Annotated in this window: 23 protein-coding genes; 7 read left to right on the plus strand and 16 right to left on the minus strand. The window is 35.1% G+C overall.

Annotated elements, in window-relative coordinates:
- Positions 1-127 precede the first annotated feature (127 nt).
- Positions 128-493 (plus strand): fluoride efflux transporter CrcB, encoded by a 366-nt coding sequence (crcB, locus tag BLV64_RS00885; RefSeq protein ID WP_092131213.1) that lies wholly within the window; start codon positions 128-130, stop codon positions 491-493.
- Here the strand turns inward: crcB and BLV64_RS00890 are convergent.
- Positions 490-1,095, minus strand: coding sequence for a DUF1684 domain-containing protein (locus BLV64_RS00890; protein ID WP_092131215.1), 606 nt, complete (start codon positions 1,093-1,095; stop codon positions 490-492). The two genes, crcB and BLV64_RS00890, sit on opposite strands and share 4 nt — an antisense overlap.
- Positions 1,096-1,354: 259 nt before the next feature.
- Here BLV64_RS00890 and BLV64_RS00895 point away from each other — a divergent pair, with 259 nt between their 5' ends.
- Positions 1,355-2,581: an MFS transporter gene (locus tag BLV64_RS00895; RefSeq protein WP_092131217.1), complete on the plus strand. Its 1,227-nt coding sequence runs from the start codon at positions 1,355-1,357 to the stop codon at positions 2,579-2,581.
- A gap of 16 nt (positions 2,582-2,597) precedes the next feature.
- Here BLV64_RS00895 and BLV64_RS00900 read toward each other — a convergent pair whose 3' ends face one another.
- Positions 2,598-3,044: an Lrp/AsnC family transcriptional regulator gene (locus BLV64_RS00900; protein WP_092131219.1), complete on the minus strand. Its 447-nt coding sequence runs from the start codon at positions 3,042-3,044 to the stop codon at positions 2,598-2,600.
- Between the two features lie 119 nt (positions 3,045-3,163).
- Here BLV64_RS00900 and BLV64_RS00905 point away from each other — a divergent pair, with 119 nt between their 5' ends.
- Positions 3,164-3,559 (plus strand): hypothetical protein, encoded by a 396-nt coding sequence (locus tag BLV64_RS00905; RefSeq protein ID WP_092131221.1) that lies wholly within the window; start codon positions 3,164-3,166, stop codon positions 3,557-3,559.
- Here BLV64_RS00905 and BLV64_RS00910 read toward each other — a convergent pair.
- Positions 3,556-4,104, minus strand: coding sequence for a sigma-70 family RNA polymerase sigma factor (locus BLV64_RS00910; RefSeq protein WP_092131223.1), 549 nt, complete (start codon positions 4,102-4,104; stop codon positions 3,556-3,558). The genes BLV64_RS00905 and BLV64_RS00910 overlap by 4 nt on opposite strands.
- Before the next feature lie 628 nt (positions 4,105-4,732).
- On the opposite strand from BLV64_RS00910, the gene BLV64_RS00915 reads away from it, so the two are divergent.
- Positions 4,733-5,578 carry an outer membrane beta-barrel protein gene (locus tag BLV64_RS00915; protein WP_092131225.1) on the plus strand — a complete coding sequence of 282 codons (846 nt, stop codon included), beginning with the start codon at positions 4,733-4,735 and terminating at the stop codon, positions 5,576-5,578.
- A 129-nt stretch (positions 5,579-5,707) separates the two neighbouring features.
- Here the strand turns inward: BLV64_RS00915 and BLV64_RS00920 are convergent, their stop codons facing one another.
- The 3 genes from BLV64_RS00920 to BLV64_RS00930 form a co-directional block, all read right to left on the minus strand.
- On the minus strand, positions 5,708-6,385 hold the full coding sequence (locus BLV64_RS00920) for a class I SAM-dependent methyltransferase (protein WP_092131227.1): 678 nt from the start codon (positions 6,383-6,385) through the stop codon (positions 5,708-5,710).
- A 58-nt stretch (positions 6,386-6,443) separates the two neighbouring features.
- A complete protein-coding gene (locus BLV64_RS00925; protein WP_177165278.1) occupies positions 6,444-6,917 on the minus strand; it encodes an OsmC family protein in 474 nt (157 codons plus the stop codon).
- A 94-nt stretch (positions 6,918-7,011) separates the two neighbouring features.
- Positions 7,012-10,434, minus strand: a complete 3,423-nt coding sequence (locus BLV64_RS00930) for a methylmalonyl-CoA mutase family protein (protein WP_092131231.1) — start codon at positions 10,432-10,434, stop codon at positions 7,012-7,014.
- Positions 10,435-10,965: 531 nt separating this feature from the next.
- Between BLV64_RS00930 and BLV64_RS00935 the strand changes: the two genes are divergently transcribed.
- The gene (locus tag BLV64_RS00935; RefSeq protein WP_092131233.1) at positions 10,966-12,066 is read left to right on the plus strand and encodes an OmpA family protein; all 1,101 of its coding nucleotides are present in this window, start codon (positions 10,966-10,968) and stop codon (positions 12,064-12,066) included.
- A 34-nt stretch (positions 12,067-12,100) separates the two neighbouring features.
- Here the strand turns inward: BLV64_RS00935 and BLV64_RS00940 are convergent, their stop codons facing one another.
- On the minus strand, positions 12,101-13,237 hold the full coding sequence (locus BLV64_RS00940; RefSeq protein WP_092131235.1) for a TlpA family protein disulfide reductase: 1,137 nt from the start codon (positions 13,235-13,237) through the stop codon (positions 12,101-12,103).
- A gap of 259 nt (positions 13,238-13,496) precedes the next feature.
- On the opposite strand from BLV64_RS00940, the gene BLV64_RS00945 reads away from it, so the two are divergent.
- Entirely contained in the window at positions 13,497-14,204 is a 708-nt protein-coding gene (locus BLV64_RS00945; protein ID WP_092131237.1) for a DUF4197 domain-containing protein, read from the plus strand.
- Between the two features lie 291 nt (positions 14,205-14,495).
- The gene (locus BLV64_RS00950; protein ID WP_092131239.1) at positions 14,496-14,693 is read left to right on the plus strand and encodes a Lacal_2735 family protein; all 198 of its coding nucleotides are present in this window, start codon (positions 14,496-14,498) and stop codon (positions 14,691-14,693) included.
- On the opposite strand, the gene BLV64_RS00955 is transcribed toward BLV64_RS00950, so the two are convergent.
- The 9 genes from BLV64_RS00955 to BLV64_RS00995 all read right to left on the minus strand — a co-directional run bounded on the left by BLV64_RS00955 (position 14,676) and on the right by BLV64_RS00995 (position 26,016).
- On the minus strand, positions 14,676-15,440 hold the full coding sequence (locus tag BLV64_RS00955; protein WP_092131241.1) for an ABC transporter substrate-binding protein: 765 nt from the start codon (positions 15,438-15,440) through the stop codon (positions 14,676-14,678). The genes BLV64_RS00950 and BLV64_RS00955 overlap by 18 nt on opposite strands.
- A gap of 38 nt (positions 15,441-15,478) precedes the next feature.
- Complete coding sequence (pyrF, locus tag BLV64_RS00960; RefSeq protein ID WP_092131243.1) at positions 15,479-16,294, minus strand: orotidine-5'-phosphate decarboxylase; 816 nt, start codon at positions 16,292-16,294, stop codon at positions 15,479-15,481.
- A gap of 108 nt (positions 16,295-16,402) precedes the next feature.
- A complete protein-coding gene (gene prfA, locus BLV64_RS00965; RefSeq protein ID WP_092131245.1) occupies positions 16,403-17,479 on the minus strand; it encodes a peptide chain release factor 1 in 1,077 nt (358 codons plus the stop codon).
- Between the two features lie 299 nt (positions 17,480-17,778).
- Complete coding sequence (locus BLV64_RS14495) at positions 17,779-17,979, minus strand: hypothetical protein (RefSeq protein ID WP_177165279.1); 201 nt, start codon at positions 17,977-17,979, stop codon at positions 17,779-17,781.
- Positions 17,980-17,984: 5 nt separating this feature from the next.
- The gene (locus BLV64_RS00975; RefSeq protein ID WP_092131249.1) at positions 17,985-20,543 is read right to left on the minus strand and encodes an adenosylcobalamin-dependent ribonucleoside-diphosphate reductase; all 2,559 of its coding nucleotides are present in this window, start codon (positions 20,541-20,543) and stop codon (positions 17,985-17,987) included.
- A 179-nt stretch (positions 20,544-20,722) separates the two neighbouring features.
- Positions 20,723-21,688 carry a DUF3078 domain-containing protein gene (locus BLV64_RS00980; RefSeq protein ID WP_092131251.1) on the minus strand — a complete coding sequence of 322 codons (966 nt, stop codon included), beginning with the start codon at positions 21,686-21,688 and terminating at the stop codon, positions 20,723-20,725.
- A gap of 21 nt (positions 21,689-21,709) precedes the next feature.
- Positions 21,710-22,888, minus strand: a complete 1,179-nt coding sequence (locus tag BLV64_RS00985; RefSeq protein ID WP_092131253.1) for an AIR synthase related protein — start codon at positions 22,886-22,888, stop codon at positions 21,710-21,712.
- Between the two features lie 91 nt (positions 22,889-22,979).
- Positions 22,980-24,506, minus strand: a complete 1,527-nt coding sequence (locus BLV64_RS00990; protein WP_092131254.1) for a carboxypeptidase regulatory-like domain-containing protein — start codon at positions 24,504-24,506, stop codon at positions 22,980-22,982.
- Between the two features lie 16 nt (positions 24,507-24,522).
- Positions 24,523-26,016 (minus strand): CsgG/HfaB family protein, encoded by a 1,494-nt coding sequence (locus BLV64_RS00995; protein WP_092131256.1) that lies wholly within the window; start codon positions 26,014-26,016, stop codon positions 24,523-24,525.
- Positions 26,017-26,020 lie beyond the last annotated feature (4 nt).

Raw genomic sequence — 26,020 nt, forward strand, 5'->3', positions numbered from 1 at the left:
CTTAAAAAAAGTTAACATTTAAAATTTTAAAATATAAATCACGGATTATCTCTAATTTTATAATCAGATTAAAAAAAATTAAATAATATTGTACTTTACTAGTTATACAGAGGTAGACAAATAAGGTATGAAAAACGTAATACTTGTTTTTATAGGAGGTGGTTTTGGTAGTGTGTTACGCTATGGGATAGGGAAATATTTAAATCCTAACACAGGTATTCCCTATGGCACTTTTGCAGCCAATATAATAGGTAGTTTATTAATAGGTCTTATTTTAGGCTTAGCAGCCAAGAACATGTTATCAGACAATCAGGTGCTTCTTTTAGCAACAGGTTTTTGTGGTGGTTTCACCACTTTTTCTTCTTTTGCATACGAAAACCAAGTGTTTTTAAAATCTATGGATTTTAGCAGTTTCGCAGTGTATACTATAGCTAGTTTTACCGTTGGTTTTTTAGCGGTTTTCGGGGGGCTATTTATAGCTAAAAGCTTTTAGTAGTTATTAAATTTTTTAACTCCTGCTTCAATTTCAGTTGCTAAATAATTTTCATTCGGTACTATCGGACACGAGTATTTTTCATCATAAGCGCAATACGGATTATAAGCCGAATTAAAATCGATAGTTATCGTATCCCCCTCTGGTATTTCTAAATCAATATAGCGTCCTGCGCCATAGGTCGTTTCTCCATTAGTATGATCTAAAAACGGCAGAAACAAATAGTTTTCAAAACCTTCAGTAGTCAGTAAATCTTTATCCTGATATACATTTAATTTGAAGGTCTTTCCTTTAAGCTGAAATGTAAGTACGCCATACACACGGCTTTTAGTTAAACGGTCTGTAGTGGTTTTCATATCAAAATATTGAGATTCTGGTGTGCGCTTTAATGTGGCAGCAACCACATATTCGTCATTATATTTAAAAAAATCTAAGGACTTAAAGGACTTTCTATCTTTTGCTTTTAATGGCGACGTGGTTGCATCTTTAAAATCTGCATTTATTTTTTTCTGAAAAGGAGTCTCTCCTACTACGGGTGATTTATTTTGTGAGCAGCTAAACATAAAAACAGCTAGAATAATTAAGGCACCAAGATTTTTCATTTTATTACTTTTATTTCAATTGAATCCAAAAATACAATATAAACATTTTTTTGTTTAGCTTTACCTAATCAAAGGTATAAATATAATGACGTTGGTGTCCTCGTTTGATGACACACTCTTCATTGTAATAGGTTTTTATTAATGACCTTTAAGTGACTTATATCCTATTCGTTTTTATGGACTTAAGTTGTAGTTTCATACTATGATTGGCTTTTAACCTTTAGTATTACCTTAATCATCCATTACCGATTTATTAATAATGAAATTTTATCCAAGAGTTACACCAAGGCTATGGGAGCGCTATATTGAAACATTTAGCGGACTCTCTAAGGAAGTGTGGTGGTTGGCTTTGATAACATTAATTAATAGAGCAGGAACTATGGTTATTCCCTTTCTCTCTATTTATTTAACCGAAGAGCTGCATTTTGAATTTAAAGAGGTCGGCACCATACTCTCTGCATTTGGTGTCGGTTCGGTTGTTGGTTCATGGCTTGGCGGAAAATTAACTGATAAATTGGGCTATTACAAAATCATGGTGTTTAGCCTAGCGACTTCGGGTTTGATGTTTATAGGTTTGCAGTACCTCACCACTATAACAGCGCTAAGTTTAGGTATCTTTTTTTTAATGGTCGTTGCCGACATGTTTAGACCTGCAATGTTTGTAGCTTTAAGTGCCTATAGCAAGCCCGAGAATAAAACGCGAAGTGTAACCTTAATTCGACTAGCCATTAATTTAGGCTTTTCGGCGGGACCTGCCTTAGGCGGACTAATTATTACAACCTTAAGTTATAGTGGACTATTTTGGGTCGATGGGATAACATGTATTTTAGCGACTCTACTATTAACTCGTGTATTACACCCTAAGAAAACTAAAGTTCAAGACGAAATACTCGTACAAAACCCCATATCTGTTTACAAGGATTTTCCGTTTATTATTTTCTTTTTTGCCATGTTATTGTTTGGCATTATCTTTTTGCAATACTTTTCGACGGTACCCATCTATTATAGAAGAGCACATAGTCTTAGTGAATTTGAAATTGGCTTATTAATGGGGTTTAATGGTTTTTTTATCTTTCTATTTGAAATGCCACTAATTGCGTGGCTAGATAAATCGAAATTTAAAAAGGTCAACCTTATTGTGTTTGGAGCCGCACTAACCTCCTTAAGTTTTCTTATTTTAAACAGTACATCATGGGTAGGGATTGCTATAATAGGTATGTTATTCATGACGATAGGAGAAATGATTGCCTTCCCTTTTTCTAATGCGTTTGCTTTACAACGCGCTAAAAAAGGAAATCAAGGTGAGTATATGGCACTATACTCTATAGCCTTTTCGTTTTCTCATATTTTTGGTCATAATGCAGGTTTACGACTGGTAGATTATTTTGGCTTTGATAAAACTTGGGTGGTTATGACAGCTTTAGGCGGACTCTGTGTTTTACTACTACTAGTATTAAAAATTTATATGACTAGGAACAACGCGTAATAATTAACTTAAGACCTTAAACTCCTGCTTTTTTTATACTATTATTTTTAACGACATGCGATAACACAATTTGTGTTTTAGTCTCTCCGTAACTAATTAACTGATCGATAAAAAGCTCCAAATGCTTTTGGTTTTTTAAAACGACTTCCATTACAAAGTTTTCATTTCCTGTAATGCGATAACAATTAACTACCTCCTCATAGGTTTTTACTTTTTCTAGAAACGGTTTTAATTTCCCCATAAAAGCACGTAGGGTAATTAAAGCTTTTAATTGGTATCCGGCTTCAAAAGAAGATATTGTAGTATGATAGCCTTGTATAATTCCGAGATCCTCCATTTTCTTTATACGCTCTGAAACTGCAGGAGAAGTTATACCTACACGACGTCCAATTTCGGCGTTTGATAACCTTGCATTATCCTGTAAACAATTCAATATTTTCCAATTAAGTGAGTCGACACTCATATTAAAGATTTTTTACAAATATTAATTAATAATTAAAGCAAATATAAGCATATGCTTTAAAATAAAAAGTACTTCTTGCAAACTTGTACCTATTTTTGAGTAAAATTGATTCTGTAATAATGTCTACACTACTGCCTGCTCACCTTTCTGAATTGCCTGTATATCAAAAGGCCTTAGAAATTTTTATTTTATCACGTAGTATTTCCTCGTATTTAAATCAAGACTTATCACACTTAAAACCAGACGGTTCTGAAGACGAGCATATTTACTTTAGTGGTGATATCGTGCAACAATCTGTTTCACTTGCGCCAGAAATTATAAATGTAGAATTAGAGCGTTGTGCTGTAAAAAAGCAAAAACATATCGCTTCCTTAGAACGTCTTACCAATGCTTTATATAGAAACTGTTACCGATTAGAGAAATCTAGAAGTAATGGTAAGGATTATTTACCGGTATTAAGAAAGGAATTACGAAAATTCAGAGCGATTAAAAACCACTGGATGTTAACACTTTAGTGTGCACAAACCTTACAGTCTGCTTTATCTTGTAATTCACCCACCAAATAACCTTCATCATTTAATTTAAAACCGCAACACTCCATAAATCCTTTTGTGATTAGTGTTCGTGCACGTTGTATCTGAGACTTTACTGTAGGTAAAGGCAATTCCAATTCCTGGGCAATTTTTGCTTGCTTCATACCCTTTATATCCGCTAAAAATAATGGTGTGCGGTATTTTTTAGGCAGATTTTTTATAATTCCACGTAAACAATCTTGCTCGGTATGTGTTCCTTCTTTAGTCTCTTCAATACAAAGCAACTCCTCCTTATCAATAGAAGTTGATAGTCGGTTTTTTCTAAAGTAGTCATAAACCGTATAACGGGCAATAGAAAACACCCATGCTTTTAGTTTACTATCATCACGAATACTATTGTGTTTGGTATGTATTTTAATAAAAGTATCTTGTAATAAATCATCGGTCACGGTGTCATCTTTCACTTTACTTAGTATAAAGTGTTTAAGGTCTTGCGCATAAAGTTTCCAAATGGCTTTTGTTGTCATACAGTGAGAATAAAAACAGCGTTTATTTAGATTAAAGTTACTAAATGAAACGCTGTTAAGCATCATATTTAATACAACTTAACAGTTGCAATTTTGACAAGTACAATTATCACAGGTGCAGTTTGCACAATTTCCGGCTTTACAATTCGTACAGTTACAAGTACATTCGGTAGTTTTCATTGGTCTATTTTTTAATGTTCATATAATAGACGACACCTTCTCTAAAAAGATGCATTTTAGATGTTATTATTTTTAAAACGGAATAAAACGCATCTCTACGCCTTACATTTCACAGACTTTTATCGATCTTTCACGCCTTCTAAACCGACTATTAATCTACTTAATTAATGACAATCTCACTTAAAATAGTCGTCTTTTTGATTGTAAATGACCACTAATAGCCACCGTTTTAATGTTAAAATAGTTACGCTGTTTTCGTAAAGTTTTCAATATTCAAAAGCCTACCCAAACCATAGACAGCTGATAATAAGGCAATAAGCCTACGTTTAGAATTACAGCCTTAATTCGTACATTTTATTTTAACTATTTACCGCCTTAAGATTTCTTTAACAGTGTTGTTTATGTGTATTATTAACTTTAAATTGCCCCAAATTTAAAATCAAAAATTATGAAACAAAAACTAGTACTTTTAGCAGTGTTTTTAATGAGCACAATGTCTTACGCACAATTTGAAATTTCTGCTAGCACAGGTTACGCACTTAGTAGTGCAGGAATGAAATTAGGTGAAACAGTTACAGCTTCAGGAACAGAAAACTATTACGGAAGTTATGGTAATGGTGCTAATGTACAACTAAGAGGTACCTATTTTTTTAATGATACGTTTGGAGCTGATTTAGCTTTTGGTTACTTACAAGGAGATGACCAAACAATATCTGATGTAACTATGCCAGGTCTTGAAGTAGATGCTGTAGCTAGAGCACGTGCTTTTGGAGCATCAGCTTCTATAGTATACAAGTTTACAAACAATATTTACGGACGTTTCGGAGCCCTTTTAAAATTAGGAGGAAAAACGGAAGCTGTAGTAAACCAAAAATCGACGTTTTCTGATGCTGAAGCAGCATTCTTAGGTTTACCTCAAGGATCTTATTCTGAAACAGATTATGTTGAAGATTACCACGGGCAATTCCCATTAGGATTTGTTGGAGCTTTAGGATACAAATTCGACTTAGGTGGCAACTTTGGTTTATTTGTTGAAGCAGAATACTACGGTATTAGCTTAAAACGTAAAGATTCTGAAATCGTAGAATTTAACACAGACTTTAAAACGGCAGACGGAACTGTTGTTGCAGAAGGTGTTTACACTATCGATAACTTACCAGCAGGTTACAACAAGAAAACAACTTACGTTGATGAATTATCTCATACAGAATCTGACGATTCTAAAGAATTATCTCAGAAAGTACCTTATTCTTCTTTCGGACTTAATGTTGGTGTGACATACAAGTTTAACTAAGCAAATAAAAATAAGGATTTTAGTTTATTTTTTAAAAAGCTGATACCATGTGTAACAACATAGTATCAGCTTTTTTTTGCTCCTTATTAAAATATAATTCAGCCCTTACTTCAATTACAAAGTAAATAATCAAAACATCGTATACAAATTGGTTACTACACGACCTTTCCCTTTTTTTAATTGCACTGTAAGCAACTGTTGAACGGCTTGTGGTTTTAAACTAAACGGTGCTGCCAACACCTCTAATCCGCTTTGTTTTTTTATGCGAATGCCCTGACCAGATATAATGTCTTTATTAGGAATGAAATCGCCCTCAGGGATATGCTCGGTCAAAACAACGTACTTAAAAGCTTTAAGCTTAACTAAAACCTGTTGGACTTCAGCATTGGATAGATGCTGTAACACTTGACGTACTAATGCACAGTCACCAGAAGGCAAATCATCTACCGCAATATCTAAACAATGAAATTCTAAATTATCAGCTTTAAATTGTCTTGAATTATGGGCTACTAAATCGGGAACAATATCAACAGCAACATACCTTTTGGTAAACCCTATTAAAGCTTTACCTACATTAAAATCTCCACAGCCCAAATCACAAACCGTTAGTGGCTTTTCAAAAGACTTAAAAAAAGTAGTCACCACCTCCACATAAGGATTTACGAGCTCCGAGCTATGCGACCCTTCACCCGAATAAAAAGGTGAGCCATTAGTCCCCCAAAGATTAATGTCGTAAACCTGTTCCATTACTTTTTTTGTCGGCCATGGTGTCTTATTTTTTTCTCTATTCTTCTCCTCTTTCTTCATAAATTGTGCGTATTCTGGTACTAATTTAAGAGTGAGTTATTAAGTCTATAACACCTCTTTAATTCCCCACAGCAGAGACGGTCGCTTCTACAGTGATAGGAAAATTACACGAATTAGCAATAAAACACAACTGATGCGCGTCTTGGTGTAAGCGTTTAGCCAAATCAATTTGTGAGCGCTCTTTAATTAAGACTTGCGGTTTTAAAAGGGCCCGACTAAAAGAGCCTCGTCCGGAAAACTCAACCTCTAAAAAAGCTTCTGCATTATCGGTATACTTGACGACCTCAACTTTATGTTGAGCGCACACATATAAATAGGACATTAAATGACATGATGCCAAAGCCGATAACATAAGATCTTCAGGATTATATAAGCTATCCTCTCCACGAAAGGCTTTTGCTGCCGAAACCGGTAAATCGGGTTTAGAATCTGAAATATGAATGGTATGATTACGACTAAATGCACGCGGGTTATTGGTCTGCTCCCCCTCGTTTACTGTCCAATTTACCAAAGCTTTAAAAGTATGTTGCATTATCTATTTGTTTAATCTCGTAAAGTTAATAAAAGTACCTCATAAAAAAAGGCAGCTCGTAAGCTGCCTTTTCAATAGTATACTGTGACAAGTATTACATATTTCTTCTATACTGACCTCCAACTTCAAATAATGCAGCGGTAATCTCACCAAGAGAACATACTTTACACACATCCATTAAAGCTTCGAAAATATTTTCGTTTTTAATCGCTCTATCTTGAAGATCTTTTAATAAGACTGTTGTATCATTTGCCTGATGTAAGTTACGAAGTGTTTTAATTTGATTTTGTTTTTCTTCTTCTGTTGCTCTAATCACCTCTGCTGGTTGTACTGTAGGAGAACCTTTAGAACTTAAGAAGGTATTCACACCAATAATTGGGAAATCACCGTTGTGTTTTAGTGTTTCATAATACAAGCTTTCTTCTTGTATTTTACTACGTTGGTACATTGTTTCCATTGCACCTAACACACCTCCACGCTCGGTAATTCTATCAAATTCTAATAAAACAGCCTCTTCTACCAAGTCTGTTAACTCTTCAATAATAAACGATCCTTGAATAGGGTTTTCGTTTTTCGCTAGTCCTAATTCTTTATTAATAATTAACTGAATAGCCATTGCACGACGTACAGACTCTTCGGTTGGCGTTGTAATCGCTTCATCGTAAGCATTTGTATGTAGTGAGTTACAGTTATCGTAAATCGCATATAACGCTTGTAGCGTGGTTCGGATATCGTTAAAATCAATTTCTTGAGCATGTAAACTACGCCCTGAAGTTTGAATATGATATTTAAGCATTTGTGCTCTCGCATTCGCTCCGTACTTATTTTTCATTGCTTTTGCCCAAATCTTTCTGGCCACACGACCAATCACCGCATATTCTGGATCGATTCCATTAGAGAAAAAGAATGATAAGTTTGGTCCGAATTTATTAATATCCATTCCGCGACTTAGGTAATATTCTACGTAAGTAAAACCATTAGATAAGGTGAGCGCTAACTGTGTAATTGGGTTAGCTCCTGCCTCGGCAATATGGTATCCAGAAATAGAAACACTATAAAAGTTACGCACGTTATTTTCGATAAAGTACTCTTGCACATCCCCCATTAAACGCAAGGCGAATTCTGTAGAGAAAATACAGGTATTTTGTGCTTGATCTTCTTTTAAAATATCGGCTTGAACTGTTCCACGCACTTGAGCTATCGTATTCTTTTTAATCTCGGCATAAACGTCTGCAGGCAATACTTGATCTCCAGTAACCCCTAATAACATTAATCCTAAACCGTCATTACCTTCTGGTAATTCGCCATTGTACTGCGGTCTTTCGACACCTTTATCTTTATAAATCTTAGCTATTTTAGCTTCGACCTCTTTTTCTAATGCATTCTCTTTAATATAAATCTCACACTGCTGATCGATTGCCGCATTCATAAAGAACCCTAATAACATAGGAGCTGGACCATTAATAGTCATACTCACTGAGGTTAATACGTGGGCTAAATTAAATCCTGAATACAGTTTTTTAGCATCGTCTAAACAACAGATACTTACACCGGCATTACCAATTTTACCGTAGATATCCGGACGTAAATCTGGATCGTTACCGTAAAGCGTAACACTATCGAAGGCTGTCGATAAACGTTTTGCGGGTAGTCCTGCACTTACATAGTGAAAACGTCTATTGGTACGCTCTGGCCCTCCTTCACCGGCAAACATACGTGCTGGATCTTCTCCTGTACGTTTAAACGGATATAATCCTGAGGTATAAGGAAATTCTCCAGGTACATTTTCTTGTAAGCACCATCTTAGTATATCTCCCCATGCTTGATATTTAGGAAGGGCTACTTTTGGGATTTGTGTGTGTGATAAAGACTCGGTATGTGTTTCAATTTTGATCTCTTTATCACGGACCATAAAGCTATAAATAGGATTTTTGTATTTATTTACTTTAGCGTCCCATCCTGTAATAACTTCCCAATTATAAGGGTCTAAATTTAATTTTACACGGTCAAATTCTGCGATAAGTAATTTTACAAAATCAAGATTTTGTTCTGTTACATGTTCTAAAATAACATCACTTATCCCTGCTTTATCTAAAACTGGAGTGCTCTTAACAACTGACTCTATAGTTTTATACAAACCATAAAGAGTTTGCGCTACTTCTACTTGTTCTGTGGCTGTTTTATCGTAAGCACGGTTATTCTCGGCGATTTCTGATAAATATCGTGTTCTACTCGGCGGAATCACGAATATTTTCTCGCTCATTTCCTGAGAAATTTCGAAGGTAGACTTTAATATTGAATCTGCTTTCTCTACTAACTTATCCATAATCGCTTTGTAAAGCGTATTCATTCCTGGATCGTTAAACTGAGAAGCTATAGTACCGTAAACTGGTAACTCATCTTGAGGAATATCCCATAGATTATTGTTACGCATATATTGTTTTTTCACATCGCGAAGCGCATCGAGCGAACCGCGTTTGTCGAATTTATTTATCGCTACTAGATCGGCGAAATCTAGCATATCTATTTTCTCTAATTGTGTTGCTGCTCCAAACTCAGGGGTCATCACATAAAGTGCCACATCAGAATGCTCCATAATCTCAGTATCCGATTGCCCGATACCTGAAGTTTCTAAAATAATTAAATCGTATTCCGCGGCTTTTAAAACTTGAACGGCTTCGTTTACATATTTTGACAGGGCTAGATTAGATTGACGTGTTGCTAAACTACGCATGTAAACACGAGGTGAATTAATGGCATTCATACGAATACGATCACCCAATAATGCCCCTCCAGTTTTACGTTTTGAAGGATCGACAGACACCAATCCAACTGTTTTTTCAGGAAAATCGATTAAAAAGCGACGCACCAATTCGTCTACTAGACTTGATTTACCAGCTCCCCCTGTTCCTGTAATTCCCAGTACTGGAGTTTTAGAATTTTCATTTTTTGTATGGATTTTATCTAAAGCAGATTTTGCGACTTCCGGAAAGTTTTCTGCAGAAGAAATAACACGCGCAATCGCTTTTGGGTTTTTATCGGCTAGATGCTCGACCTCGTCGTTTAGCACATCTCCAATAGCATAATCCGATTGTTTTACTAAATCGTTAATCATGCCTTGTAATCCCATGGCACGCCCATCGTCTGGCGAGTAAATTCGAGCGATACCATAATCCATTAACTCTTTAATCTCTGAAGGTAAAATAACACCACCTCCACCACCAAAAATCTTGATGTGTTCGGCCCCTTTTTCCTTTAAAAGGTCGTACATATACTTAAAATACTCGTTGTGCCCACCTTGGTAAGAGGTTAAACAAATAGCATTAGCATCTTCTTGTATTGCAGTATTTACCACTTCCTCTACACTACGGTCGTGACCTAAATGAATCACTTCGACCCCCGTAGACTGAATAATACGACGCATAATATTTATAGATGCATCGTGTCCATCAAATAATGAAGCTGCAGTTACTATTCTAACTTTATATTTTGGTTTGTATGGTGTTGCTTGTTTCATTGGTATTATTATCAAAAAATTAATAGTTGCAAATTTAAGGAATATTAAAAAATTATGAGCTACTATCTTAAAATATCTATAGCTATCCTCCAAGAGCTTCAATTCACCATAACCAGTAATAAAAAGTGAAATTAGAGCACATAACACCCACTTTTTAGAGCACTTTTAAAATAGGTAGCGTATAAGTTTTAATGCTAATAATATTTACCGTGTTATTAAATACAAAAGTCTAAGCAGACTCCCCTTTGATAGCGTCACGAACACAATCTAACTACAGATGAAATTCATTTTTTACCGACAAATAACACAACTATCTAAAATCTAGCGATTTATGAAGCATATTTTTTTATTTTACACCTAATATGTTAAAAAATTATGTTAAATTGAATGGCATACAATCAACTTTAAACTATTTCTAAACAACATCTTATGAAATATTAATGTAATCAATGTTTTAATTAACCCCTTAAAAAATCATTTACGAATACACACTATTATCAAATAATTAATAACCAAAATTCCTTTTTAAATATGAAACTAAAAATACTATTTAGCTTGTGTTTTATTGCAAGCTTATCGGCCGTTTATGCTCAAGACTTACCAACAAATCCAGAACCTGGAAAGTGTTATGTAAAATGTATAACCAAGGATGAATTTAAAGAAGTTCAAGAAACGATTCAATCGTACCCTGCGTATTCCTCGTTAGAAGTTATTCCTGCAACCTACAAAACCGTAGAAGAAACCGTACTAATTAAGGAAGAATCTAAGAAGTATGTTTATGTTCCTGCGGTTTACGAAACTATCGATGTACCCTATGTAAAAAAAGAAAACAGCAATAACTTACGTGTTCTACCTGCTGCTTTTGGAACAGACTCTAGAACTTTTGAAATCTACCCAAAAACGTCAGGATGGGAATACAGGGTGTTAGAGGATTGTCCTTCAATAAACAAAGAAGACTGTGTTGCAGCTTGTTTTGTAGAGTACCCAGCACAACACAGAGACATATCGTTTACAACCTTAGTTTCTGATGCTAAAACTGAAAGTGTACCGGTACCAGAACAAACAGCGACTTACAAAAAACGTGTTATTAAAACACCTGCACGAATGGAAGAAATTATTATTCCAGCAGAGTACACAACCATTAAAAGACAAGTAGTAGATACACCTGCATCTACAAGAACTGTTAACAATCCTGCAAGACAAGAGACTGTTACTAAAACCGTTTTAGTTAAAAAAGGAGGTATTACAACTTGGGAAGAAGTAGATTGTGAGTTATTAAACCCTACAGCACTTCCTATCTATTACGAACTTGCAAGTGCGCGTTTAACAGCGGCTTCTAAGAAAACTATTGACGAAACATTATTACCGATGCTTAATGAAAAACCTATTAATATCGAAATCATGTCTCATACAGATTCAAGAGGTAATGACGATTATAATATGTCTTTATCACAACAACGTGCAAATGCAGTTGTTAACTACTTAGTATCTAAAGGTATTTCAAGAAATAGATTAGCTGCAAAAGGTTTTGGAGAAACACGATTAACAAACCGTTGTTCTAATGGTGTTGACTGCTCTGACGCAGAACACAAAAGAAACAGACGTACAGAATTTAGAATTTTAGGTAACTAAAAGCTATAAAATAGCTATAGAAAAAAGACTCCTACTAGGGAGTCTTTTTTTTATCAAATATATAGCTATCAAAAGGCATATTCTTTTTTTCGGCTTGAATGCCATAAGTATCCAATAATTCCGATTGCATTAACTCAAAGAATTTATAATGCATTTGCCAATCATGACGTGTCGAAGCATTTATTGTGGACTGAGACACCACTGGCAATTCTAATAAGATCCCCAACTGATACATTATATCTGCTAAAGACACGTTATCACCTTGTAATTGTAAATCATCAATTAAATAATGTGGCGCATTCTTACCCCAATCTATTTGATGGGTATCCCAAAATGTAGGATGGTTGATCGTTAACGATAAAACCGGTCCATTTACTTTTCTCTGAGTCATTTGTAAGTTAAAGGCGTTCAAAATTGCCGACAATATATTAGTATACTCTACTGTATTCTTTTTAACAAACACGTGATATTGAGAATCACTAGATGATTGAAGTTCTATTTGGCTTGTATGCACTTTTAAAGCGTACGCTAGGATATCTTGAAGACCTCCTTTTATGTCAATATAGTCCTGTTTCTCATCCACTTGAAGCGTTTCAAAAGACTCCCCTTCCCATTTCATAAACTCGAAATCCTTTGTGGGTATATAATCTTGATTCTCGTTATTTTGATTAACATCCTCTAATACTACAAACAACTCATCTAATGCTATTTTATTTCTATTTTGCTTAGCAATACGTTTTAAATCATGTGGTTTAAAATCCGCTGGACTTCCCTTCCAAACCACTTTTCCTTTTGCATTTAGCACAACCCCGTAAGGCAGTGAACGAATAGAATATTTTTTAAAGGTCTCCCCATTATAATCCACAAACACAGCTAACTCAGTAGGTCGTTTTTTTACAAAACGCTTTACTTTGTCGGCATTCTCTTCACTTAACGACACAACATAAAACTGATCGGGATATTGCTTTTGCAACACACTTAAGTATTCTGAAGCATAAACACATGGGCCACACCATGTCGCCCAAAAGTCAATAAAATATAACGCATGTTCGGATGACGATGCTGTTTTAGACAACTGGACTTTTTCCGACACATTAATTTGAGCTAACAACAGTGTTGGAATAAACAAACACATTAATAATACAAAACTTCTATTTTTAGTATTCCTCATTTTTTACAACTAACTAATCTAATAACTATTTTTTAATACAAGTATTATGCTAAAGTACTCGTTTCTATTTATTTATTTTAAAAAGAATGCGAATTTGGGGTTACAGACTAGTGTCTTAGACGATAATATTAAAATAAAAGTAAAAGCATTTTAATTGGCAGCGCGTTAGCCCTTAGCCCGAATGCAGACATTATAATGAACAATCTGAATAAAATAGATACTTATTTTTTATCTTAGCACAAACTAAAAAACTCTTATAATGAAAAGAATAATCGCTATAGTATTACTTTTAAATTTCACGGCTTGTGCAGAATTACAGCAAGTAGTTAACCAACTTCCACAACAAACTGGTGGCGTTTTAACAAACACTGATATCGCAGCTGGTTTACGCCAAGCTTTAGATTTAGGAATTGACAAACAGGTTTCTAAATTAACAGCGGAAAATGGGTTTTACAACAATGAATTAGTAAAGATTTTATTACCTGAAGAATTACAAAAAGTAGACAAAGCGTTACGCGATATCGGATTAGGAAACCTAGCTGATGAAGGATTAAAAGCTATAAACAGAGCGGCCGAAGACGCTGTTGGTGAAGCTACACCTATTTTTATTAATGCTGTAAAAGGTATTACTTTTAATGATGCCAAGTCTATTTTGTTAGGCAATAACGATGCTGCGACACAGTATTTAACTAACAAAACCCAAACAGAACTTTATGGTAAATTTAATCCTGTTATAAAAAACTCTTTTAGCAAAGTGGGTGCAGATAAAATTTGGGAAAACCTGATTAATAAATATAACGCCATTCCATTTACGAGTAATGTTAACCCTGATTTAACGGATTACGTCACCAACGAAGCCTTACAAGGGGTCTATAAAATGATTGCCGTAGAAGAGCAAGAAATAAGAACTAAAGTAGGCTCTAGAACGACTGATTTATTACAACGTGTTTTTGCCTTACAAGATTAATAAAAAGGGGATTATATTCGCTACAAAAGGATAAGGTGCCCGCTGATTTTAGTTAAAAATAGTGGTCTGAAAATTAAACCCGAATCCGCCAATTTACACATAGTAACTTCATATACAAACACTTACAAAGCCAATCTTTTAAAAGATTGGCTTTTTTTTTAATGTTTACACTTGGCAACTAACTAAAATGTTAAAATTTATTTGAATTTCAAAATTTGCCTAAATCACAATAGCCTAGTATTCAATTATTTATTATATTTAAATGATTGATAATCTAAAAGACAGGATAAAATGAAACAAAAAAATCTCCTCAAAAGCAGAAAAAAGCTTGATTTACGGTACAAGCAATTAATGGAGCAAGCTTACAATTTAAGACAAACCGATCATGAAATGAGTGATATTTCGGAGTTTAGAGCTTTAAAAACACTTAACAAGCTCAATCGGTTAAAGTTTTTAGCCCGTGGAGAGCATTTACAATCGATTTCTTAATGTTTTAAAATAATCGAAGGCATTTATTAATCGTGATCCATACCAGGAGAAATATTCTCCATCAACAAACACTGTTTTTGCGTGATGAGAAAATCGTCCCAATTCGAACGCATGTTCTTCCTTAAAGGGATAGGGTTCGCTAGACAACAATATGAGATCCGGATCTCCTTGTAGGCGTAATTTTTTTATTTCTACTTCGGGATAACGCTCTAAATTGGCATAAATATTCTCAAAGTTATTAAGCTCTAGCAAATGGTTGATAAAGGTATTATTTGCAGCCACCATCCAAGGTGCTCTCCAAATAAAATAAGCCACTTTTAACACGGGCTTATCCTTAATAAAGTCTTGAAAATCTCTTAGGTTATATTCTATTTTATTGATAATTTTTAAAGCATCGGTACGCTTGTTAAACAAAGAACCATATTCTTTAATTAAAGCTATAGTATCTTGAATTGTATATAATTCTGAAACATGTACTTTACAGATTTCAGAACAAGCGTCTACAATCTCTTTTGTATTCTCCTCCTTATTACATAATATGATATCTGGATTAAGCCCTTTTATCTTATCAATATGGATTTGCTTGGTGCCTCCCACATTTGTTTTAGTCCGTTTAAAATGTACAGGATGTACACAAAACTTAGTAATCCCGACCACATTATCTTCCAAACCCAAATCGTATAACAATTCGGTTTGCGACGGTACTAAAGATACAATCCGCAAGGGTGTTTGCTTTAAAACTATCATAGCCTCAATAATTTAAAATTAAACGGTAATCAACTGTTTCATAACCCTAAAATCATTTCCATTTCTTGTTGCAGGTCTAATGCCTTAGAAGCAGCTTCAGCAGCAAAATCAGTACCGTTTGAGGCATATATGATTCCTCGAGACGAATTGATAAGCAAGCCTACTTGGTTATTCATTCCATATTTGCAAACATCTTGCAGGTTCCCGCCTTGCGCACCAACTCCAGGTACCAGTAAAAAACTATCTGGCACAATGGTTCTAATCTCTTTAAAATATTCGGCTTTTGTTGCCCCTACCACATACATTAAACGCTCGGAGTTCTCCCAGCTTTTAGATATTTCTAAAACATGTTTATACAGCGCTTTGTCGTCTATATTCTGAGTTTGAAAATCGAAAGCTCCGGTATTTGAGGTAAGTGCCAACATTATAGTATGTTTATTATCGAAGGCTAAAAAGGGCTCTACCGAATCCTTACCCATATACGGGGCCACGGTAACACTATCGAAAGCCAAATCTTCAAAAAAAGCTTTGGCATACATTGTACTTGTATTTCCAATATCGCCACGCTTAGCATCTGCAATCGTAAAAATCTCAGGATATTTTGTGTTGAGATAATTAATGGTTTTCTCTAAAGCTTTCCATCCTTTTAAACCATAAGCTTCATAGAAGGCTGTATTTGGTTTATAGGCGACACATAAATGATGTGTAGCATCAATTATTGCTTTATTAAATTCAAAAATAGGATCCTCTAAATCTAATAAATGAGCAGGAATTTTATTTAAATCGACATCTAATCCAATACATAGAAACGATTTTTTTTTACGGATTTCGTTAGTTAGCTGTTCTGTTGTCATTACTAAATCCCCAAAAACAGGGTAGTTTTATCTGTTTATTTTGAAGTTAACCTAGTCTTAGGTTTTGTTACATTAATAAAAAAGCCTCAAAATTAGAGGCTTTTTTTATTATAACATATCGTTGTTTGCTTTCAGTTTCTCGGTATTTTCTGCTAACATCAATTCATCAAGGATTCTTTGAATATCTCCATTGATAATATTAGACAGATCGTAAAGTGTTAAACCAATTCTATGATCGGTAACACGTCCTTGCGAGTAGTTATAAGTTCTAATCTTTGCACTACGATCTCCCGATGTTACCATAGTACCACGTAGAGCAGAATCTTCCTCTTGTTTTTTAGCCAATTCCATATCATAAAGTCGAGAACGCAATACTTTAAACGCTTTTTCTTTATTTTTATGTTGTGATTTTTGATCTTGACATTGCGCCACTAATCCTGTTGGGATGTGTGTTAAACGCACTGCAGAATACGTCGTGTTTACCGATTGCCCACCAGGTCCTGACGAACAGAAAAAATCTACACGAACATCTTTTGGGTTAATCTCTACATCAAATTCTTCAGCCTCTGGAAAGACCATTACGGTTGCCGCACTAGTATGCACACGTCCTTGTGTCTCAGTTTGTGGAACACGTTGAACACGGTGAACACCTGCTTCAAATTTTAAAGTTCCATAAACATCATCTCCTGTAACTTCAAACTGAATTTCTTTAAATCCACCATTGGTACCTTCACTATAATCTACTGTGCTTACAGTCCAACCTCTACTCTCACAATATTTAGAATACATTCTAAATAAATCTCCAGCAAAAATACTCGCTTCATCTCCCCCTGTTCCGGCACGCAATTCTACAACTGCATTTTTAGAATCTTGTGGGTCTTTAGGAATCAACATGACTTTTATTTCTTCTTCTAAAACAGGAATTCCTTCTTTAGCTTCATCATATTGCATTTTAGCCATATCCACCATTTCTGGATCACTACCGTCGGAAATAATCTCTTCAGCTTCGGCTAAATTATTCGTTAACTCCAAATATTGCTCACGCTTATCCATAAGGCGGCGTAAGTCTTTATACTCTCTAGTAAGCTCTACATATCGCTTTTGATCTGAAATAATATCGGGTTGAATGATTAAATCACTAACCTCATCAAAACGCTGCTTTACTATTTGTAATTTCTCTAACATATAACTTCTAAAATAATGTCTGCCAAAAATACGATAATTTATGGATTTTTAGCATGGGTTTTACGAGCAATATTACAGCTGAAATAATTTTTACAATTTTACGTTTTAATACTACTTATGAAATTGCTAAAAAGCCTATTTGCTTATTACAAGCCCGTTTTCCTGTGGTCCTTCTCTATTAACATCCTGATTTTAATAGGAAGTCAAGACTTTGTGCATATTATTTTCACTAAACTTTTTTTAGTCATTATGTTCTGGCTATTACTCAAAGATGCTCGGGTTCGAAAAAAAATCGGGTTTTATAAAATGGTTGGTTTTTCCAACCTAAAGCTTCTTAGCCTTTTATTTTTAATGGATTGCACAACCTCTTTTATATTTATATTCTTACTAAAAGGCTTTGTTTGATTGGAGCAGAATAAACGACAAGCAACAGCTCCGTTTTCTAAAACAAAAAAAGGGAAACTGTTTCCAATTTCCCTTTTTAAACTTTTATTTTTCAATTATACTATCCGCATTTAGAAGACCCACAATCTTTACAGGTTAAACAGCCTTCTTGGTAGATTAAGTTAGTAGAACTACAACTAGAGCAGGTTTGCCCTTTGGCTTGAGTTCCATCTTCCACATAGCGTTTTAACGCGCGTACCACACCATTTTTCCAAGTATTAATAGATTCACTATCCAATTGCAGACTATTGATTAAATCAACAATTTTATCTATTGGCATACCATGACGTAAGGTACTAGAAATCAATTTTGCATAGTTCCAAAATTCCGGATTAAACTTATGAGAAAGCCCTTCGATGGTGGTTTTATACCCTCTTTTGTTTTCATATTGAAAATCGTAACGCGACGAACCGTCTTCGTTTCGGTTTTTCATAATCACACCTTTACTTACCCAGCGCGGTATTAAAATACCATCCTCATCATCTGCCAAACCGGTAAATACTTCGTATGGTTTTCCATCAATCAGGCCAATAAAAGCGATCCATTTTTCTTTACTATTCTGAAAACGAACAACATCTGCTTCTAATTCTTCAGGGCGTTTTGTTGGAAAAGCGGTTAACAATTCTTGATTATCATCTTCGGTTTTTTCTTCGTTAGATATTAAAACTCCTGAACGCGAACCATCTCTATAGACAGTTACCCCTTTACAACCTGCTTCCCAAGCTTCAAGGTACAATTGTCCTACTAATTCTTCAGTGGCATCGTTTGGTAAGTTAATAGTTACACTAATAGAATGATCTACCCATTTCTGAACAGCACCTTGCATAGTCACTTTACTCATCCAATCTACATCGTTAGAAGTCGCTTGGTAGTATGGTGATTTTTTAACAATGGTATCAAGTTCTTTTTGGTCATATTTTTTTGACACATCATAGCCATTCACTTCCATCCATTGTTTAAATCTGTGATGGAATACCACGTACTCTTCCCATGAATCTCCTACCTCATCAACAAAATCGACTTGAACATTCTTATCATTAGGATTTACTTTTCTTCTACGCTTATAAACTGGCATAAATACAGGCTCTATTCCAGATGACGTTTGCGTCATTAAACTCGTTGTTCCAGTTGGAGCAATTGTTAACAATGCAATATTTCTACGTCCGTGCTCCAACATTTCATAATACAACTTATCGTCGGCCTCTTTAAGACGTTGAATAAACGGGTTGTTTTTTTCACGTTCTGCATCAAAAATGGCGAAAGCTCCTCTATCTTTTGCTGTATACACAGAAGCTCTATATGCTTCTATACCTAGGGTTTTGTGTACTTCAACAGAGAATGCATTACCTTTTTCGCTACCATATTTAATACCTAAAGCAGCAAGCATATCACCTTCTGCAGTGATACCTATTCCTGTTCTTCGACCTTCATTGGCTTTCTTCTGGATATTTAACCATAGGTTTCTTTCGGTTGCCTTCACCTCAGCAACCTCTGGATCGGCGTCAATTTTAGCTATAATAGCATCGATTTTTTCTAATTCTAAATCGATAATATCATCCATGATACGTTGAGCAACATGAATGTGTTTTTTAAATAATTCGAAATTAAATGTCGCTTCATCGGTAAACGGATTTTCCACATATGAAAACAAGTTTATAGCTAATAAACGACACGAATCGTATGGACATAACGGTATTTCTCCACAAGGATTTGTAGACACTGTTTTATAGCCTAAGTCTGCATAACAATCCGGAACAGATTCATTTATAATCGTATCCCAAAATAAGATTCCTGGTTCTGCCGATTTCCATGCGTTATGAACAATCTTCTTCCAAATTTTATTGGCTTCGATAGTTTGAGTAAACTTCGGATTATCGCTAAAAATTGGATATTTCTGGGTGTATTGGGTATTGGCTTTAACCGCTCGCATAAACTCATCGTCAATTCTAACAGAAACATTTGCTCCTGTAACTTTACCTTGCTCTAATTTAGCATCTATAAAATCCTCAGAATCTGGATGATTAATAGAAACTGACAACATTAGGGCACCACGACGGCCATCCTGAGCTACTTCGCGAGTAGAATTAGAATAGCGCTCCATAAAAGGCACAATCCCCGTTGAAGTTAATGCTGAATTTTTAACTGCCGATCCTTTGGGACGGATGTGAGACAAATCGTGACCAACCCCTCCACGACGTTTCATTAATTGTACTTGTTCCTGGTCAATTTTCATTATACCGCCATAAGAATCAGAGTCACCTTCATTTCCAATAACAAAGCAGTTAGAAAGCGATGCTATTTGATAAGGGTTACCTATTCCTGCCATAGGACTTCCTTGTGGCACGATATATTTAAAATCTTTTATAAGGTCGAAAATTTCTTCTTCAGAAATTGGATTTGGATAACGCGATTCGATTCTTGCTATTTCTTTAGCAATACGGCTATGCATATCGTTTGGCGTAAGCTCATATAAATTACCTTCTGAGTCTTTTAACGCATATTTATTTATCCATACGCGAGCAGCTAAATCGTCGCCTTTAAAATACTTGACAGAAGCTTCAAATGCCTCTTCTTGGGAATATGTTTTAGGTTGTGCAATAGGGTGTGTTTGCGTTGCCATATTTTAGATTAATTTTTAAAAATTTACATTCTGCTACGAAGGTGTAAAGAACGTAAATTTTTACAACATTAAACATGACGAAAATCATAAAGTTTTCCATAATTTCATTTAAAACACTATAAATCAAGGTTTTAATTATTTATCAACACGAGAAAGTTAACAAATTTTGAAAATTATTTCTAAAAGTCAAAAACCACACCGACGCCCAGAATTTGCTTCCATTGCATTTTAGGCCCTTGCTCTACTTGCATCCCATCGACCTCCTTAAACGTGCTAATATCGTCATCATAAATGATATGAGATCCCAAAGCTGTTCTCACATGATCATTAACTTTAAAATTGACTAACAATTCCCAATTTATATCCACATTTCCAAAACTATTTACATAGTCGGTATACAGCTCTATCAAACTTTTAAAATCAATATTTTGAAATAAATTTGTTTCATAAGAACTTGTAATTAGGATTCCTAATTCTGAACGCACACGCTGACCATCTTTTATCACGTTTCCTTGTTCATCTTTTACCGCAGGCTCAACACCATAAGCTCCGGAGTCTGCCAATTTATCATCTAACACGATAGTCCCTTTATACGTAAGTGGTGATAAGTAAAGCGACATTTTGTCTATATTTTTACCATACTCAGCTCCAGCACCGAGAAAAGTATAACCGGGAGCCATAAACTTAGATATAGGATTATCGCGATTCGGGTAACTGTACCCGTAAAGAAATTGAGATTTAAAATTAAATCGCGCTGAATAATACCAATTAGAGACGGTATCCTTTTGGTACCCCATTTTTGATGAAATTTCTAAAACATCATCTGTTTTACGCAACTTTTGAGCCTCTTGCTTATTAGCACCTAGCCTTATTAACACCTTGTTTTTCCAGGTCAGGTTATTTTTCTTAAAATCTGCTGCTGTCACAAAACTAGTTAGTGCAGAGATAGAATTACTTCCCCCTGCGTTCCAATTCACAAAGGTCACCTCGCTCAAGTCTAAACCTGCTTTATTTTTAATAGTCCAAGGCTTTATACTGTCTTTTGCAACTATAGAATCCTGTTCGCTTTTTACAGTAATGGTATTTTGCTGAGCAAAAGAATGCACACTAAAACATAAGGTTGCTAATAAAAAAATAACTCTCATAAGATAATCGGCTATATGTATTTAGTACGTAAACGTCCCAAATTCACTTTTAATTGTAAGTTTTTTTGTTTCCGACGCCTCAACACGACCAATAATTTGAGCATCAACATTATAGCTTTTAGAAATTTTTATAATTTCCTCAGCAACCTCAAGATTAACATATAATTCCATACGGTGACCGCAATTAAACACTTGGTACATCTCTTTCCAGTCTGTTTTTGACTGCTCCTGTATCAATTTAAATAATGGTGGCACAGGAAACATATTATCTTTAACAATATGAAACTGATCTACAAAATGAAGAATTTTAGTTTGCGCTCCTCCAGAACAGTGTACCATACCATGAATATCATCGCTCGTGAATTTAGACAGTATGTTTTTAATAATTGGCGCATAGGTACGTGTTGCAGACAACACTAACTTTCCTGCATCTATTGGTGAATTCTCGACAGCATCTGTTAACTTCACTTGTCCTGAATACACTAAATCGCTAGGCACAGCTGCATCGAAACTTTCCGGATATTTTTCTGCCAAGTACTTATGAAACACATCGTGTCTTGCTGAAGTCAATCCGTTAGACCCCATACCACCGTTGTACTCCTTTTCGTAAGTCGCTTGTCCGAAACTCTCCAATCCAACGATAACATCACCAGCTTTTATATTGGCATTATCAATAACGTCACTACGCTTCATTCTTGCGGTAACTGTGGAATCTACAATTATAGTTCGCACTAAATCACCAACATCGGCAGTTTCACCTCCCGTAGAGTGGATTGTCACACCAAAACCTTGTAACTCTTCAATAAGTTCTTCTGTACCGTTAATTATTGCTGAAAGCACCTCTCCAGGTATTAAATTCTTATTTCGCCCTATGGTAGATGACAGCATAACATTATCGGTAGCCCCCACACAAAGCAGATCGTCAATATTCATTATTAAGGCATCTTGAGCAATCCCTTTCCATACAGAAATATCGCCAGTTTCTTTCCAATACATATAGGCCAAGGCACTTTTAGTACCTGCCCCATCGGCATGCATTATTAAACAATAATCGGTATCGTTTGTTAAATAATCGGGTACGATTTTACAAAACGCTTTAGGAAACAATCCTTTATCGATGTTTTTTATAGCATTATGCACATCTTCTTTCGAAGCTGACACCCCTCTTTGGCTGTAACGTTTACTTATTTCAGAACTCATAGTATGTTGTTGAATTGCAAAGATATTTATAAATGAAAAGCACACAAATATATTGTGTGCTTTTAGTCTTTATTTATGATAAAAGTTATAATTACTTCCAATCCGGCATTGATGCTGCACTAAAAAGATATTTTTCTTGTGTTGATCCACCAAATTGAAAACTATAAACTCCAGGAATAGCCCCCATATTATTACCTTGTCGCGTGAATATAACACCACCTTCAGTTGGAGAGAATTTAACATCTAAATCATTTTCACCCGGCAAAACATTAGTTAATACTTGACTTTGGGTCAATGATGGAATATCAAAAATAAATATGCGACTTTCAAAGATTCTGTAATTCACATTTTCACTTCCCGAAACATCTCTTGTATATAAAACCAAATCGCCATTTGCAGTAATATCTATACCTCCAATAGCTCCCGCGACATTTTCTATTATAACAGTTTCTTCCAAACTGGTAGATATACGATACGTAAAAAGCCTAGCATTGTAGCCAGCGGAATCATTTGTTTTAATCAATAATAGGTCTGTATCAAAGGCAGATTCTTCCACTTCTGAAATAAAAGATCCGTCGACGGTTTGAAACACCAATACCAAACCACTCCCATCTGAGTTTATGCGATATAGTTTATCTAAGTTTGGATAGTATAATTGACTCCCATTTTGAGCCCAACAGAAATCGACTTCATCCATTCTAAATCCGTTAATTGGAATAGCTGAAGTTACTTGAGTTTTATTTCCTCCCCCAGAATTCATTGTGAAAATATGGGTATTACCACCTACATTTCTCAAATACGCAATTTTATCTATAACTGGATTTGAACGCGGCCTAAAACTATTATTACTTGAATTAGTAAGCTTTAACAAACCTACATCTATTTCTGACTCACTATTATTCGCACTATCTTCATTTCCTGAATAAATAACACTATTTCCATCTTCTTGTTTTACAAAAAAGTAAGGATTATTAGGAGAAGCAATAGTAGTAAATTGACTTATTTGAGAAGCAACATCATCATTCACACCGTCATTTACTTTAACTTGCCAAAAATACGTAGTAGCTAAATCTAAATTAGAGGCTAGGTAAAAAGTATCTTGAACAGTTTCATAAATCTCAATATCATTGGTTGTCCCATTTCTTAACTCAAGCACGTAACTTAAATCGTCATCTACATTAGGATCTGAAGCCTCCCAAGTAAATTGAACCTCAAAGGACACCTCTGTCTCCAAATCTTCAGGCGCAACTAATATAGGCACAGCTGGTGGCTGATTGTTTGAATTTGACAACATCAATTCAAAAGCCACCTCTGCGGGAGCATCTTCAACTACCGAAACCGACTCAAAAGCGGTAACATAACCATCTAATTCCGCTTGTACCGCATAGGTTTTAACACCGGCATTTCTTATCTCAAAATGACCTTCTTCGTCAGTAAACACAGTACTAGTAACAGGGTTTGTAGAAACCTTAACATTCTCTAAAGGCTCATTAGACCCCGTTTTTACTACCTTCCCCTCTATTGAACCAAGCCTATTACCATCAATTTGCTCTTCACTACACGTTGTTAGCACTAGAAACAAAAAAGGTAAAAATATTATGGTTTTTAACTGTTTCATCATCATATCTTTTTAATTAGTTACCACCCTGTCTTTCAACATTAACTTCATTTTCATCCATAACGTCTTTATATAAGCTTTTCTTTAGGTTCTCTCTTTTAATTTGCCTCAATTCTTTCTTTCGAGCTCTTTCAGCTTGTTTTTTAAGATTGTTGTTTCCTATATAAAAGTTAATACCAACACCACCCCGCAGATACATGTCGTCTCGTTCACCTCTAATTTCCCCATCCAAATCATCACTAAACACAAAGTTATTATCAAGAAACAGAGAAAACCCAATATGTTCAAACGCTAAATATTCAACCCCTCCACCAAAAAAGACTTTAGGGTGCACATTATTAAAATCGCCAGAAATATTTGTACCTACCCCTGCAAATATAAAAGGCGACAGCTTATCAAATGGCAGCACATTATATTCAAGGTTTGCATCTAAAGCATAAAAACTTTGATTAAAAATATTTTCGTTTGCAAGCTTAAATCGATTTAAATTTAAATTTAAATTAAAATGATCATCGAAATAACGTTTATACCCAAATCGCGTGTTAAATTCCCATTGCGGATTTACATAATCACCATTAATAAAAGCTCCGCCTAACGCTACCTGAACAGCACTTTTTGAGCGCCTGTTAAAGAGTTTTCTATTATATAGATCTGTTATTTTGGAATCATCTAACTCTACAATATAATTATCAACCAACTCTTTATCAACCTCAGGCCCAGCTTTAGTAGTCCAATACCCATCTTTAATTCCTTCAACAATTAAGTCGTGAACAGCCTTTTCAACTGCATCTTTAACCGCTAATTGTACAGGCTCATTACGCGTAAATCCGGTTTCAGCTTCCAGAAGTCGTTGAAACTTCACAAAACGAAATAAACTCACATCTACCGCTTGTGATAAAATAGTTTTAGAAACATAAATAGTTTTTAAAATCTCACCATTACTTGTTGAAACCGCTCTTAAATAGACAGTGATTCGATCTTGCCTGTATTTGGCAGCACCGCCAACACCAAAATATCTCGCACCTGCCCCTCCTGTTATAATATTGGTATCATATGACACAATACCTCCTTCTAACATTAACCCGGCATACAAAAGAGGTGGCAACGGCGGTTCGTTAGGATTTAACCCTTTTATATATTCTTGTTTTGTATTGCGAATAATATTTCTTTCTGTAGATAAATTACTTAAATTCTCCCGTTCAATGGGAATAAACCACCCTGAATCACCTAAAGCTTTGATCAATATTGTAGTAGCACCTTGAGTTACAGCGGTACTAAACGTAGATCCGTTTTCAACAGCTTTATACTGCCCTGTTTGATCACTAAAATTATAGACAGCCACTTCAACAGGAGTTTTTGCCGGTGGTAAACTGGTTAGAAGATTAGAAGATTTTGAATGCTCTCCAACCCTAGCTGCTTCTTGTGTTAAGGGTTGATTAAAATATGCTCCACAAGAACACATGAGAATACAAATAGATAAGTAGGCAATAAATTTGTGATTAAATAGCATAAGT

It is taken from the genome of Bizionia paragorgiae (genome assembly GCF_900107625.1).
Lineage (GTDB): Bacteria > Bacteroidota > Bacteroidia > Flavobacteriales > Flavobacteriaceae > Bizionia > Bizionia paragorgiae.

Coding starts and splice junctions, on each gene's coding strand:
- crcB (WP_092131213.1), top strand. CDS start 128: ATGAAAAACGTAATACTTGTTTTTATAGGAGGTGGTTTTGGTAGTGTG.
- BLV64_RS00890 (WP_092131215.1), bottom strand. CDS start 1,095: ATGAAAAATCTTGGTGCCTTAATTATTCTAGCTGTTTTTATGTTTAGC.
- BLV64_RS00895 (WP_092131217.1), top strand. CDS start 1,355: ATGAAATTTTATCCAAGAGTTACACCAAGGCTATGGGAGCGCTATATT.
- BLV64_RS00900 (WP_092131219.1), bottom strand. CDS start 3,044: ATGAGTGTCGACTCACTTAATTGGAAAATATTGAATTGTTTACAGGAT.
- BLV64_RS00905 (WP_092131221.1), top strand. CDS start 3,164: ATGTCTACACTACTGCCTGCTCACCTTTCTGAATTGCCTGTATATCAA.
- BLV64_RS00910 (WP_092131223.1), bottom strand. CDS start 4,104: ATGACAACAAAAGCCATTTGGAAACTTTATGCGCAAGACCTTAAACAC.
- BLV64_RS00915 (WP_092131225.1), top strand. CDS start 4,733: ATGAAACAAAAACTAGTACTTTTAGCAGTGTTTTTAATGAGCACAATG.
- BLV64_RS00920 (WP_092131227.1), bottom strand. CDS start 6,385: ATGAAGAAAGAGGAGAAGAATAGAGAAAAAAATAAGACACCATGGCCG.
- BLV64_RS00925 (WP_177165278.1), bottom strand. CDS start 6,917: ATGCAACATACTTTTAAAGCTTTGGTAAATTGGACAGTAAACGAGGGG.
- BLV64_RS00930 (WP_092131231.1), bottom strand. CDS start 10,434: ATGAAACAAGCAACACCATACAAACCAAAATATAAAGTTAGAATAGTA.
- BLV64_RS00935 (WP_092131233.1), top strand. CDS start 10,966: ATGAAACTAAAAATACTATTTAGCTTGTGTTTTATTGCAAGCTTATCG.
- BLV64_RS00940 (WP_092131235.1), bottom strand. CDS start 13,237: ATGAGGAATACTAAAAATAGAAGTTTTGTATTATTAATGTGTTTGTTT.
- BLV64_RS00945 (WP_092131237.1), top strand. CDS start 13,497: ATGAAAAGAATAATCGCTATAGTATTACTTTTAAATTTCACGGCTTGT.
- BLV64_RS00950 (WP_092131239.1), top strand. CDS start 14,496: ATGAAACAAAAAAATCTCCTCAAAAGCAGAAAAAAGCTTGATTTACGG.
- BLV64_RS00955 (WP_092131241.1), bottom strand. CDS start 15,440: ATGATAGTTTTAAAGCAAACACCCTTGCGGATTGTATCTTTAGTACCG.
- pyrF (WP_092131243.1), bottom strand. CDS start 16,294: ATGACAACAGAACAGCTAACTAACGAAATCCGTAAAAAAAAATCGTTT.
- prfA (WP_092131245.1), bottom strand. CDS start 17,479: ATGTTAGAGAAATTACAAATAGTAAAGCAGCGTTTTGATGAGGTTAGT.
- BLV64_RS00975 (WP_092131249.1), bottom strand. CDS start 20,543: ATGGCAACGCAAACACACCCTATTGCACAACCTAAAACATATTCCCAA.
- BLV64_RS00980 (WP_092131251.1), bottom strand. CDS start 21,688: ATGAGAGTTATTTTTTTATTAGCAACCTTATGTTTTAGTGTGCATTCT.
- BLV64_RS00985 (WP_092131253.1), bottom strand. CDS start 22,888: ATGAGTTCTGAAATAAGTAAACGTTACAGCCAAAGAGGGGTGTCAGCT.
- BLV64_RS00990 (WP_092131254.1), bottom strand. CDS start 24,506: ATGAAACAGTTAAAAACCATAATATTTTTACCTTTTTTGTTTCTAGTG.
- BLV64_RS00995 (WP_092131256.1), bottom strand. CDS start 26,016: ATGCTATTTAATCACAAATTTATTGCCTACTTATCTATTTGTATTCTC.